We start from the raw sequence: 13115 nt of genomic DNA, 5'->3' as shown, positions 1-13115 counted from the left end.
TTTTTCTTGTCACTTTTACTTACTTCATTAAGCGTTTTTGTACTACGGGGCGACACAGCACAATTGCACTAAGAATCAGTATAAAACCGATCAAACTATAGTGATCGGATGTTTATCTCCAAAATATAAAAGCCAAAGCCCGGCAGATATAATTGCAATATAATTCACCGGTTCAATTTGTCCAGTAGGGGCAAATTTATAGGCATTCGATATAAAGATTTGACTAATAGGAGCGAGTAAACCTGCGCAAATCAGGAAATTGAGTTCTACCCATGTTATAGCGCCGCCACAGCCAACACATTGGAAATATGGGTGCCGATAAAACAGAAATAAAACACGATTTTTTCAGCTGACTCTGTACTGTCAGTGCTCAAACCGTGATAAAGACTCTGGCGGTCAAGACGCTTGCACCTCATCCCATCCCCGACATTTGATTGAACATCCATGCATCCGGCCTGACGACATATCACACCGACTAAATCAATTACTGCTGCAACAAACCTCGATTGGGTAGTTTTTTCTTTGAGAAATAGGAAGGCAATTAAGGGAGTAAAAATTGGCGACGAGTAGCTAAACACCATGACCTTGGACAGCTTTAAATGAGCGGTGGCATAAAACAAGCCATATATCGCAATCAACCCAGTGACTGCACGCCAGATAGGCATCCAGATTTTTTCAGTTTTAAAAAACATGTCCCTTGTTTAAAATGAGGGGCAGCAAAATGAATAAGCCGACAAATTTCGGAAAAAGAAATAGTGGGATTACCGACTGTATGCGAGGCATAACGAATGCTTACGCCCATCAGGGAATATAGAAAAGCAGAGCAGCTAAGTGAAGCAAGCGATTTAAATAAGTGGTGATTATTTGTAGCCATAGACATGAAAAAATTCGGCTAGAATATTTACGGATATTTTAGCTAAATCTTCCATTCTAAAATTATTGTTTCTGAGCCAGCTGAGCTTCAAGTAATTTAATCTGCTCTTCTTTTAGTGCCACCAAATCATCGGCATCCGTATGTTGTGCCTTTAGCACGGCTTCCTGATCCTTCAATTGTGTTTGAATATCTTTCAGTTTGGCGACTTCTTCTTTGGCTAGGGATTCATTTTCTGGAACAGCGGCTTTCAGAATTTTTTCATCGACCAATTGAATGGTTTTTTCATCTGTCGCAACTGCAGGTTCAGTCGGTTTGACTTCAGCCGCAGGCTTTGCCGGCGCATTTAAGCTTGTTGCTTCATGTTGAGGAAGAACTTCGTTTGAGGGTGCAAAAAACCATTGATATGCCAAAAAAAGCACAATGATTGCAACCAAGCCCCCAGTAATGCCCAATAAAAGTTTTGGGCTATTTCGTTGATCTAACGTCATGTATTGAACCTGTTTTTATTTTGGCTGACGAGGTTTGAATTGAATGACGCCAATCTCATCGGGCACTTCCGGCATTTGCGGTTCATCAATATGTGTCGGGCGGTTTTCTGTATAACCGCATTCGACACATTCAATCCATTCGTCTTCGCCAGAGCTAAGCATGACCACTCTATCTGGCGCTTCACATTTAGGACATTTTGCACCTGCAATGAAACGACGTTTAATAGCCATCATACTTACCTTCTGATCAATCTAAGATGCCTAGTTTAAGCGTTTTTAGCGGGGTTCGTCCAACCTTGATGACGTAATAAAGCATCTATTTTTGGCTCTCGTCCGCGGAAATTGATAAACGCATCAAGTGCTGTATCTTTTCCGCCAACTGCTAGAATAAATTGACGAAATTCTTTTCCGGTCTGAATGTTAAAAACCCCTTCTTTTTCGAAACGGTCGAAGGCATCACTGGCCAAAACTTCTGCCCATTTATACGAGTAATAACCTGCGGCATAGCCCCCGGCAAAAATATGGCTGAAACTATGCTGGAAACGGTTATAACTTGCTGTTGGCGCTACCGCATATTTGTGGCGAATATCGTCCAGGGTGGCTTGGACTTGTGCTGCATTTAAAGCAGAACTGTGCTTGTGGATGGATAAGTCAAATAGGGCAAATTCGATTTGACGCAAGGTTTGCATACCCGACTGAAAGAAACGTGCATCCAGTAAAGCTTTCAACAAGTCTTGCGGTAAATGCTTTTTGGTTTCGATGTGTTCGCTCAGCAGATCCAGACTTTCGGTATCCCAAGTCCAGAATTCCATAAACTGGCTTGGCAGCTCGACCGCGTCCCAGTCTACGCCGTGGGTACCTGCTACGGCAATATGGTCGACTTCAGTCAGCATGTGATGCAAGCCATGGCCAAATTCATGAAATAACGTATTGACTTCATCATGAGTGAGCAGGGCAGGTTGATCACCGACCGCAGGAGTGAAATTACACACCATGTAGCAGATCGGTTTTTGTAAACCTTGTTTGGTTTGCATGCGTGAACGGAAGCCACTCATCCATGCGCCACCGCGTTTGCCACTACGGGCATACAGATCAAAGTAAAAACCGCCCACCACTGCGCCTTGATCTTCCAGTTCAAAATAGCGTGCATCTGGATGCCAAACCGGAGCTTTGCGTTCCACAATATTGATACCGTAAAGACGATTCACAATACTGAACAGGCCTTGCAGAATTTTTGGTGCAGGGAAATAGGGCTTTAATGACTCCTGGGATAAATTGAATTGCTGAACTTTCAGCTTTTCAGAATAGTAACCGGTATCCCAGGGCTGCAAATCATGAATACCGTCTTGAGAGGCGATGGCTTTGAGTTCGGCAATTTCTTGCGTTGCCGGTGCACGTGCATGTTCGGCCAAGTCGACCAGAAATTTATCGACAGTTTCTACATCAGGCGCCATTTTGCTGGCCAGTGAAAGCTCGGCATAATTGTTAAAACCTAATAGCTGAGCCATTTCATGACGCAGGCTCAAAATTTCTTCCATCACTTGCGTATTGTCAAATTCAGGATGCTCAGACAGATCTGAGGCACGTGTAGTGTAGGCTTTATACAGTTCTTCACGTAAGTCACGGTCAGCTGCATAGGTCATGATGGCAAGATAAGACGGAATATCTAAAGTAGCAACCGCTTGTTCTAGTTCACGTTGCTGACCATATTGCTTTAATAAGTCGATGCTGCTTTGGGGTAAACCTTTGAGTTGCTCTTCAGTGAGGGGTTTGAAGTAGGCCTGGGTTGCATCAAGCACATGATTTGAGAAGTCGGATGAAAGTTGAGATAAGCGAGCAGAAATTTCCGCATAACGTGTTTTGGCCTCGCCTTCTAAAGCCACGCCTGAAAGTTTAAAGTCACGCAGTGCCAGTTTAATCGCACTTTGCTGTGCTGCCGGTAATGTATTAAACACAGTTTCATCATGCACCTGTTGATAGGTTTGGTACAACGCCGTGTGTTGACCCAGTTGGGTGTAATATTCGCTTAAAGCAGGAAGCAATGCTTGATAGAGTTCACGGGTTTCTGCGTTGTTCATCACCGCGTTGAGATGGGATAGCACCCCCCAAGATTCACTCATATTATTTTCAAGGCTATCGACTTGGTCCAATACGGCCAGTTGTGCCTGAATACTTTCCGGGACTTCGGTTAAATTATTTAAAAAGTTTTTTCCTTGTTGAATGGCTTGTTCAATCTGTTGTTTTAAGTCTGCAAGTTGAATTTGGTCAAATTGGGGAACGGGCAAAGTCGCCTTTTCTAAAGTCATTTCTATACGCCATATCATTTATTAACTTAATAGTAGATGTAGGGCTTAGTCAGCAGGAAATCAAGGTCTATACTGCGTTTATGGGTAAATACATATGAATATTGATGATCAATAAAAAAAGCCCTACACAAGTAGGGCTTAATTTTTAAAAATTACTCTATTTTAGGTTTTGCATTATCCTTTTTCTTTTTCGGCTTAGCCTTCTTCTTCAACTTATCTTTTGCTTTTAGGTCCGATTTAGCTGACGGCTTTTTATCTGACTTCTTAGCGAAAGTGTCTGACTTGGCTTTTGGCTTTTTCTTGCGAATTGGCTGTTCACCATCTTGATTCACGACGGCTTTGGCGCGAGGGTGATAAACCTCTTCTTTCGCTGTGGTGTTGGCTACACGCGGTGCTCGGCTACGAATTACACGACCGGCATGGGTCATTTGTTGCAGCAGTTGAAAGTCAATCTTGCGATCTTCCAGATTCACGGCTGCGACTTTGATTTTGACCTCATCGCCCAGACTAAAGGTTTGGCCACGACCTTGACCGATCAGGCTTTGGCTGGCTTGATCATAAACAAAGAAATCATCGCCCAACTGGCTGACGTGAATCATGCCATCGACATACAGGTCTTTAAGGGTGACGAATAAACCAAATTCAGCAACTGCACTGATGGTACCGACAAATTCTTCACCTAAATGCTGCTGCATATAGTGACATTTCAACCAAGTGGTGACAGAGCGTGATGCTTCATCAGCACGGCGTTCAGTTTTGGAGAAATGCTCGCCGGCATCATCTAAAGCGGCACCTGAAAGCGCAAAAGGCTTTTGTTTCAGATGCGCTTTGATGGCACGGTGCAACAACAAGTCAGGGTAACGACGAATTGGGGAGGTGAAGTGCGTATAGGCATCATAGGCCAAACCAAAATGTCCGGCGTTGTTTGCGCCGTAATAGGCCTGCATCATTGAACGTAACAACACGGCATGAATACTGGGCGCGTCAATACGGTCTTTGGTCGCATCAATCACCGCTTGGTAATCTTTTTGGGTCGGCTGTTCAGGGAAGGGTAAGCCCAGCAACTTCACATATTCACGAACTTTCTGGATACGTGAAAATTCAGGTGGCTCATGCACACGGTACAACATTGGAATGTCATTTTCTAAGGCATATTCTGCTGCTGCAACGTTGGCCAGCAACATGCATTCTTCAATCAGCTTATGCGCTTCATTGCGTGAACGAGGCAGAATTTCTTTAATTCCGCCCAACTCATCAAAAGTCATATAGGTCTCGACGGTTTCGAATTCCATCGCATGGCGCTGTGAACGTAAACCTTTGAGAATCTGATAAAGCTGGAACAGGGTATTCAATGATTTGTGCACACTGCGGTCGTCAGGAATCGCATCGCTTTCGCCATCAAAATATTGCGCAACCTGTGTATAGGTTAAACGAGCTTTTGAATGCATCACCGATGGATAGAACTGGAAGCCAGTCACTTTACCGGTACGTGACAAGGTTAAATCACACACCATACATAAGCGATCTAGGTGCGGATTCAGTGAACACAGACCATTGGAAAGTGCTTCAGGCAACATTGGTAAAACATAGTGCGGGAAATATACCGAGGTGCCACGTTCTTTGGCTTCCTCATCCAGAGGATGATCGGTACGGACATAATGACTGACGTCTGCAATAGCCACCACCACGCGGTAACCGCCACCTGGACGTTTTTCTGCGTATACCGCATCGTCAAAGTCGCGCGCATCTTCACCATCAATGGTCACTAATGCTAAATCGCGTAAATCGATACGACCCTGAAGATCCTGTTCGTTCGGTTCCTTAAAGCTTTCTGCTTCACGAACCACTTCTTCCGGAAATTCATACGGCAAACCAAATTCTAAAATGGTTTGTGGAATAATGATTTCAGTGTCGGCCTTGTCCGCCATCGATTGCACGATGTGTCCGGTAGCTAACTCTTCACGGGTCGGGTAGTCATCAATGGCGACGCGAACAGAATCACCGACTTTGACTTGAGCATGCTCAATCAGTTCTTTTTCTAAGGTAATCGGCTGATGTGCATTTGGATTGCCCGGTTGAATAAAATATTCGCCGTCATACACCGCAACTTTACCAATAATCTCTTTTACACGATGCTGCACAACTTCGGTAATAAAACCCCAAGCTTTACCTTTGCGGTCAACAGAAGTCTGACGAACTTTAACGCGGTCACCATTAAAGACCAAACGCAGTTCACGTTCAGGCAATAAAATATCATCATGATCGGAAATGTTCGCAGTACCTAAACCTTTCGCGTTGATGTACACGGTAGCTTCATGAATCGGCTGGCTGGTTGCGAGCACGAACTTAAAGCCATCTTTCATCAATTGACCATCGCGTACCATGGCACTTAAACGATGGCTGAGTGCTTCTATACTTCTTTCATCTGCAATATTAAAGTGTTCCACTAAATCTGCATGAGATTGTGGTGCTTGTAATTTTTCAATCGTTTCTGAAATGAGAATACGGCTTGGAATAGGATTGTCATAACGTTCGGCTTCAGCCTTGGCTTCAGGATCGACCCAATTTTTCATAATGTCTTTGGCTTCATGTCAGAAGATAGGATTAGCATAAGTCATGCAGCATGATACTGCACGAAAATGATTGCAATATTGTGTTTTCAATTCCAATTTTACAGGGAAGCCGCACATTTCACACGAGCAACTGTCGAGAAAAGCGAGAAAATAGGGCAATAAGCCAGGAAATCGTTTAAAAAATAGATGATTGATTAAAAATATTGGAAATTTTTGAAATGTCACTTGAAGAAGTAGAGTTTAGTTTGTATTATGGCGGCTCGTTACGGTGAGGTGGCCGAGTGGCTGAAGGTACTCCCCTGCTAAGGGAGCGTGGGTCTTAAAGCCCACCGAGGGTTCGAATCCCTCTCTCACCGCCACGAATAACTTGAAATGCGCTCATAGCTCAGCTGGATAGAGCACTTGGCTACGAACTAAGGGGTCGGGAGTTCGAATCTCTCTGAGCGCACCAATCAAGTTAAACGTAAATGTAACGAATGCTGAAAGGCAACTCAAGTACGCGCTCATAGCTCAGCTGGATAGAGCACTTGGCTACGAACTAAGGGGTCGGGAGTTCGAATCTCTCTGAGCGCACCAACTTGAACACATCGACAGATGTAAAAATGGAAGAAACCGCACATGTTGCGGTTTTTTTGCGTCTGAACTTTATGGCATTGAAAGAAGTATTCGATACCATTAGGCAAAAATGGATGCCGTCCATAGATATTATTTTAGAAAAGAACACCTTGTTTTGTCTTTTTGAAAAATGTCGATGATCTGAAGAAGCTTAAAGCTTCAGCAGGTGCTGATGTCAAAGTTCATGGCAGTCCAATATGACACAGACACTTTTCAAACATGATCTGGTTGATGAACTTGGTTGGATGACTTTTTCAATTATCCTAGGTACAGATAAACGTTTACTTGCTGAGGGTTTAGCTTCTATGGCTTTTTCATTAAGGCATCACTTGGTCAGCTCAAGTGCTGGGGTGTGCAGTTATTACCAGTGAGTAGGAAAGGTGGAAATGGATAGAATGGGGAATATAAATCATTAAATCATGGTTTTTTATCGGATCAGTTTTGATCTGATGGAAAATGACGAACATAGGTTTTGTTTAAAAAATAGATGAAAAATCCAATTTTGCCCAATAACTGTCCACTTGGTTACGGATTTGTTAAAAATCACTTAACAGAAAGTTAAAAACGCGTATAATGCAGCACATCAAGACGTCGCGCTCATAGCTCAGCTGGATAGAGCACTTGGCTACGAACTAAGGGGTCGGGAGTTCGAATCTCTCTGAGCGCACCAACTTGATCACATCGACAGATGTAAAACTGGAAGAAACCGCTTAATTGCGGTTTTTTTGTGTCCAGCATAAAGTAAATCTATTAAAGAATTATTTCATCTTCTGCTTAATCTTTAATGCCAAGACGGTATTGCCACCCAACGCAGGCAACATGTCATGATAAGGCATGCTGCGCATCGCCCGCAGCAGGAATGGTGCTTTGTCGTGAATTTTCATGGCGCTGGTGATCTTTAATAAAGTACCGTTGCCTTGAGGAATCAGCTGCATTCCGCCTTTGACAAATTTTAAATCGCCACCGACGGCCTGAAACTCATTTTCTAAGCTGTTGGGGTAATCAAAACGCAGCTTAAAATCGAATGGAATACTGATTACGCCCAAGCCGACTGAAATTTTATAATCTGCATCAAAGGTGTTGGGATCAATTTTTTTGATTTCGATGTTTTTAATCTGGCGTGGAAAAAGTTCCTGATAAGCAGGCACACTCAGCCAATGCTGTAACTGTTGTGGGCTTTTGGCAAAATATTGATAGCTGCTACTAAAACGCATGCTTTCCAGGCCATGCGAATAGCGGACTTTATTGGATGGCAAAATAAACGAGACGGGTTCTTGCGAGAACTGGCTCAATGCTGCAATTTTTTGAACCTGACTTGAGCTTAATGGGGTGTCAGGTAATTCTCCAGTTTTGAGAATTTGAGAGCTAGGCGTTTTAAAATATTGTTGCAAGGCTTCTAATAAAAAAGCGTTGGTGCCAGATGGAATACCCAGTTTGGCCTCTGGAAGGGCATTTAAAATGGTGCTGAATAAAAAACCTTTGGGATGGTTTAAGTCGCCCCATTGAGTAACGGTAATTAAAGTCTTGTTTCCACCTAAATCAAACCATTCAATTTTACCCGCGCCGTAAGGAATCGGGGCATCCAGTACAATGGTGGAAATACTATTGGCTGTTAAATGATGCTGCATCAGCACATTTTCTTTAAAGTTCAAGATTGGAATGGGGGTGGGGATCGACACCTGATATTTCATCTGGGTAATGTTGCCTTGTTGCTCCAAGAGCTTTGCAGACTTTAATACCGGAAATAGTGCATTGTACTGGCTGTAGTTGCTTAAAAGCCGCGCTACGTTTTGGCTATTTGCAGGAACAACGACTGCACCAGTATAAAATTTGCCTGTCATACTTTGCGGATTTTTGAAGGTCGGCAAAGTAATTGCCTGTGCAGGATGGGCATAAATCAAAATACGGTTTGCAGTCAAATCTGCCAGTGTTTGCGCCTTACCTTGAAATACACTTAAGCTACTGGGAATCTGTTCTTTCCATTGAATGATTTTTGCAGAAGTCTGCATGCCAATCAGGCAGCACAGAATCAATAGGCTGCATTTTTTTTTATGGGTTTGCATATCACATCCTGTTTATGCTTTTTATCAGTGAATGCTGATGTTTTAATCAATTTTTACAGCATTGGGAAGCAAACTTATGTAATTTTGGCCGGTAAAAACAACAAGGAAAAGGCTAATCTGGTGTAATATCTAGCTTAATTGTTGTAATAATTTGATGATGAAATATGTCAGAGACCCAGCCCGCGCTATCACTACGTTATTCCTTAAACCTGGAAGAATCACAGGATGGTTTTGCCCTTGCGACTTTTGGTAAAAAACAATTAACTCGTTTTATTACCCCATTGGTGAGTATCGGAATTATTGTGTGGGGTTTTTACCTCGGCTTTAATGGCGTAGGTCGCTATTACGTGGCGCTTGGCGCTTTCTTTTTAATTCTGCAATTGATTATGCGTTACTGGTTTTTACCGATGATGTTTAAACGTCAATTTGTAAAATACCAGTTTGGTAAAAGTGAACAGGGCATCGAATTATTTCAGGATTATGCCGAAATTTATGCCAATGGTCGTAAGCAGATATTCAACTATAGTGAAGTGCAAAATTTCGCTATAGGTAAGCTGACCTATATGATCGAACTGAAAAACCGTACCGTCATTATTATACCGAAACGTGCTTTTGCGCATGCTGCGGATCAAACCGTATTTGAAAATACATTTAAAAAATAAGTTTTAAAATATTTAAAGGTAAATTAAAAGGGAAGATCATGAATACACGTCCATCTAAAATTGTCTGTGTCGGTCGTAGCTATGCAGACCATGCCAAAGAATTAGGCAATGCTATTCCTGATCGTCCCGTTTTATTTATTAAGCCACCCAGCAGTTTGGCGAGTTTAGAACAAGGTATTTCATGGAACCCGGCATGGGGCAATTGCCACTATGAATGTGAACTCAGCTTAAGGATTGACCGTACTTTAAAAGCAGAAACTGACCCAGCCAAAGCCCTGCAAGCAGTCGGTGCAGTAACTTTAGGTTTGGATTTGACCCTGCGAGATTTGCAAGATAATTTAAAGAAGAAAGGTCAGCCTTGGGAACGTGCCAAAGCCTATGATGGTTCGTGTGTGTTGGCAGACTGGGTGGCACTTTCAGAAGTGAAAGACTGGAAAGACGTACATTACACCTTGCAGGTCAATGATGAGCTGCGTCAAAAAGGTGATACTTCTTTATTGATTTTTGATATTGCGACTTTGCTTGCCGACATCAGTCAGGTCTTTACTTTAGAGCCGGGTGATGTAGTGATGACGGGTACGCCATCAGGTGTGGCGGCCTTAAAAGCAGGGGATCAATTAACCATGACCTTACAAGGTCAAACCCAGGATTTTGTCTGGAAAACCTATGTTGAGGCTTAAGCCTTGAATGGAAAAAAGGACTGCTTAGGCGGTCTTTTTTTAATAGATATGATGCAAAATACTTTTCAAATTATCTTCAATTTCAAAATTGAGAGGCTTAGCGTAGCTTTGGACGCGTAAAAATACGCTAAGTTTCAAGGAAAAAATAGTGATAGAACGTAAGGTGCTGGATGTACAAGCATCGAGCATCATGTTTGGCTTGTGTATTCTTTGGGGCTTACAACAAGTTATCTTAAAAATGGCGGCGCCTGATATTTCTTCTTTAATGCAAGTTGCCTTGCGATCAGGACTTTCTGCCTTGATGGTTTATCCACTGATCAAGCTTGCAGAAGGGAACTCACTGTGGAGCAAAGAATATTTGTATCCGGGCTTGGCGGTGGCTGTATTATTTGCCGCTGAGTTTTTTATGCTTGCTCAAGCCATCCGCTTTACTTCTGCATCGCATACTGTTGTGCTGCTTTATACCGCACCTATTTTTGTGGCTTTGGGTTTGCACTGGAAATTGCCTTCTGAACGTTTATCTGTTTTGCAGTGGTGCGGTATTTTTATCGCATTTTTAGGCATCGTGGTCACGTTTATTGGACGTGACGGTAGTTCATTACACGACCTATCACAAATGCTGTTTGGAGATTTTTTGGCATTATTGGCAGGCATCCTCTGGGCAGCCACCACGGTTGCCATCCGTTTAAGCAAGCTTTCTGATGCACCGGCGACCCAGACTTTGTTCTATCAGTTGGCCGGTGGTTTTGTATTGCTGTTTCCTTTAACTTTTATTTTGGGACAAGCCAGCATTCATTGGACAGCACTTGCGATTGGCAGTTTGATTTTTCATAGCGTGGCCATTTCATTTGCCAGTTATCTGATCTGGTTCTGGCTGCTGAAAAGTTATTTGGCTTCACGTTTGGGTGTGTTTTCATTTTTAACGCCGTTATTTGGCATGCTGTTTGGCGTATTGTTGCTGAATGAACGCATCGAAATGAATTTTATTATCGGTACAGTCATGGTGATGACGGGCGTATTGGTGGTGAGTTTACAGGGTTGGTTGAAGCCGAAATATAGCAACACATAAAAGCAGTCAATCAAGCCACTTGAATTGGCTTGTCCTCTATCCTGATTTGGGTAAGTCTGGTTGCAGTGATTAAACTGATTACTGAATCTTTAAGTCCTATTTCAGCCATAGCCCTGATTTATCATGGCTATTTTAGGGTTGCATGGACTGCCGCTTTTCAGCACATGTCGAAAGCTTATCTGTGGGGTGGTGGCGCTTTATTTGTGGCATCTGAGATTCTATTTTGCTTTCGATTGCTCTGTCACAAAACCATGATCAGGTGCTGATTAGTGCGATGATCAATTATTTATAGCCACCGCTGACGATTGTCTTTTCAATACTCGCCAAGCAGCTGAATTATCGTGGGCCAGTTATTTTAGGTTTTGTTATTTCTGTGCTTGGGTTATCGATTTATCCTTCCACTTTTAAGGAGGAAGGATAAACGTTTCTATATTAAGTAAAATTTTTCAATAATTGGCGGGCTGAAATAGCTAAAGTTTTATTTTTGTTCCAGAATTTTGGATAAGGGAATTGCCAGTTTGGCTGCAAGAAAGTCATCTGCGTCGATCAGTGCAGGTCCCAGTTTTTGCATCCATTCATCGTCAGGGTGAATATTACCCATATCCTGACGGCGTGGGAGCGGGTAGGGTAACTGGGTATAAAAACTCCAGAAATCGACGTGATCCAAATTTCTTGCAAGAACAAACTCATCTTTATCAGTACGTTTAACCAGGTTTTGTTTTTCCAGCATCAGTACATAAGAAGGCCAGCGTCCAATTTCTCCACGGCCCAAAATACTCAACGCTTCTTCATCCGAGACACTTTCGCCTTTGAGCTGTTTTTTATAAAACAGTTCCAATAAATCCAGCAGCATAATCACCGGATGGCGTTTCTGTTCTTTGCCTGAATAAAAGGCTGTCAATGCATAACTGATTTCAACCCCTAACAAGACAATATTCCAGGACAAGAAAATCCATAACAGGAAAATCGGCACGGCAGCAAAAGCGCCATAGACAATTTCATAACTGGTGAAATTGGACATGATTACGCCAAACAGACTCTTTAATAGTTCAAAAACCACCGCACTAAATGTACCGGCAATCAAGGCTGCCTTGATGGGAACACTACGGTTGGGAATGGTCCAATTTAAAATGAAAAAACCCACAATGGTCAGGACAAAGGAAATCCCCCAAAAAATAAACTCGCCATTTAATTCATAACCGGCAAAATTATTGCTCAGTACATTGAATGAGGCTACAGCAGAGGAAATAACGAAGGCACTGCCCAATACAATTGGACCAAGGGAGATAATGGTCCAATAACGCATGAATCCAATAATGCCGCCACGCGTTTCACGAACGCGCCAAATCCGGTTAAATACTGTTTCGATACTGGTCAGCATCATGACTGTGGTGATAAACAGAAATATAATCCCGATGATGGTCAGATTACTGGATTTATCGGTAAAGGCATTGAAGGCTTTATCAAACGCAATCGTGGTTCGGGGTAAGAAATTACTATAAATCAGTTGTTGTAATTGTTGCCTTGCCGGCTCAAGCGCTTTAATGGAAGAAATGATGACCAGGAAAACAGTCAGCATGGGCACCACTGCAAATAGCGTGGTATAGGTTAAGGAACCTGCCTGTTCACGGCAACGATCGGCTTCAAAACGTCTTATGACAAATAAAACAAACTGAAACCAAGTCTTGTCATAAAAAGGGAGTTTTTTTAAATACTTTTCTAACATGGGTATAAAGTCTCAATTTTTTTAATCATCTTTATGAATTTTCATGATCAAGCTTAACC

11 protein-coding genes, 4 tRNA genes and 1 pseudogene are annotated in these 13115 nt (G+C 42.5%); 9 read left to right on the top strand and 7 right to left on the bottom strand.

Annotated elements, in window-relative coordinates; all coding sequences use genetic code 11:
• Nucleotides 1–19: 19 nt before the first annotated feature.
• The 5 genes and pseudogenes from AY606_RS11355 to rnr all read right to left on the bottom strand — a co-directional run bounded on the left by AY606_RS11355 (nucleotide 20) and on the right by rnr (nucleotide 6241).
• Nucleotides 20–880 (bottom strand): annotated as a pseudogene (locus AY606_RS11355) (DMT family transporter).
• A gap of 56 nt (nucleotides 881–936) precedes the next feature.
• Complete coding sequence (locus tag AY606_RS11350) at nucleotides 937–1362, bottom strand: hypothetical protein (RefSeq protein WP_067868521.1); 426 nt, start codon at nucleotides 1360–1362, stop codon at nucleotides 937–939.
• A 15-nt stretch (nucleotides 1363–1377) separates the two neighbouring features.
• A complete protein-coding gene (locus AY606_RS11345) occupies nucleotides 1378–1587 on the bottom strand; it encodes a YheV family putative zinc ribbon protein (protein ID WP_171255407.1) in 210 nt (69 codons plus the stop codon).
• Between the two features lie 41 nt (nucleotides 1588–1628).
• Nucleotides 1629–3683 (bottom strand): M3 family metallopeptidase, encoded by a 2055-nt coding sequence (locus tag AY606_RS11340; protein ID WP_171255406.1) that lies wholly within the window; start codon nucleotides 3681–3683, stop codon nucleotides 1629–1631.
• A 137-nt stretch (nucleotides 3684–3820) separates the two neighbouring features.
• Nucleotides 3821–6241: a ribonuclease R gene (gene rnr, locus AY606_RS11335; protein WP_067868512.1), complete on the bottom strand. Its 2421-nt coding sequence runs from the start codon at nucleotides 6239–6241 to the stop codon at nucleotides 3821–3823.
• A gap of 267 nt (nucleotides 6242–6508) precedes the next feature.
• Between rnr and AY606_RS11330 the strand changes: the two genes are divergently transcribed.
• From AY606_RS11330 to AY606_RS11315, 5 genes are all read left to right on the top strand, one after another.
• Nucleotides 6509–6600 (top strand) — tRNA-Ser (locus AY606_RS11330).
• Nucleotides 6601–6615: 15 nt separating this feature from the next.
• A tRNA-Arg gene (locus tag AY606_RS11325) sits at nucleotides 6616–6692 on the top strand.
• Nucleotides 6693–6740: 48 nt separating this feature from the next.
• Nucleotides 6741–6817, top strand: a tRNA-Arg gene (locus AY606_RS11320).
• 236 nt (nucleotides 6818–7053) lie between these two features.
• On the top strand, nucleotides 7054–7227 hold the full coding sequence (locus tag AY606_RS16150) for a hypothetical protein (RefSeq protein WP_155858191.1): 174 nt from the start codon (nucleotides 7054–7056) through the stop codon (nucleotides 7225–7227).
• A 222-nt stretch (nucleotides 7228–7449) separates the two neighbouring features.
• Nucleotides 7450–7526, top strand: a tRNA-Arg gene (locus AY606_RS11315).
• Nucleotides 7527–7614: 88 nt separating this feature from the next.
• Here the strand turns inward: AY606_RS11315 and AY606_RS11310 are convergent.
• On the bottom strand, nucleotides 7615–8865 hold the full coding sequence (locus AY606_RS11310) for an SRPBCC family protein (protein ID WP_171255405.1): 1251 nt from the start codon (nucleotides 8863–8865) through the stop codon (nucleotides 7615–7617).
• A 218-nt stretch (nucleotides 8866–9083) separates the two neighbouring features.
• On the opposite strand from AY606_RS11310, the gene AY606_RS11305 reads away from it, so the two are divergent.
• From AY606_RS11305 to AY606_RS16405, 4 genes are all read left to right on the top strand, one after another.
• Nucleotides 9084–9581 carry a YcxB family protein gene (locus AY606_RS11305; protein ID WP_067868506.1) on the top strand — a complete coding sequence of 166 codons (498 nt, stop codon included), beginning with the start codon at nucleotides 9084–9086 and terminating at the stop codon, nucleotides 9579–9581.
• Between the two features lie 38 nt (nucleotides 9582–9619).
• On the top strand, nucleotides 9620–10261 hold the full coding sequence (locus tag AY606_RS11300) for a fumarylacetoacetate hydrolase family protein (protein WP_067868503.1): 642 nt from the start codon (nucleotides 9620–9622) through the stop codon (nucleotides 10259–10261).
• A 190-nt stretch (nucleotides 10262–10451) separates the two neighbouring features.
• Nucleotides 10452–11330, top strand: coding sequence for a DMT family transporter (locus AY606_RS11295; protein ID WP_171255404.1), 879 nt, complete (start codon nucleotides 10452–10454; stop codon nucleotides 11328–11330).
• A 29-nt stretch (nucleotides 11331–11359) separates the two neighbouring features.
• The gene (locus tag AY606_RS16405) at nucleotides 11360–11596 is read left to right on the top strand and encodes a drug/metabolite transporter permease (protein ID WP_212838736.1); all 237 of its coding nucleotides are present in this window, start codon (nucleotides 11360–11362) and stop codon (nucleotides 11594–11596) included.
• A gap of 212 nt (nucleotides 11597–11808) precedes the next feature.
• Here AY606_RS16405 and AY606_RS11290 read toward each other — a convergent pair whose 3' ends face one another.
• Nucleotides 11809–13056, bottom strand: a complete 1248-nt coding sequence (locus AY606_RS11290) for a YihY family inner membrane protein (protein WP_067868498.1) — start codon at nucleotides 13054–13056, stop codon at nucleotides 11809–11811.
• Nucleotides 13057–13115: the final 59 nt, after the last annotated feature.

The organism is Acinetobacter sp. SFB (assembly GCF_001647545.1).
GTDB lineage: Bacteria > Pseudomonadota > Gammaproteobacteria > Pseudomonadales > Moraxellaceae > Acinetobacter.
This window is presented reverse-complemented; position numbering and strand designations above follow the sequence as displayed.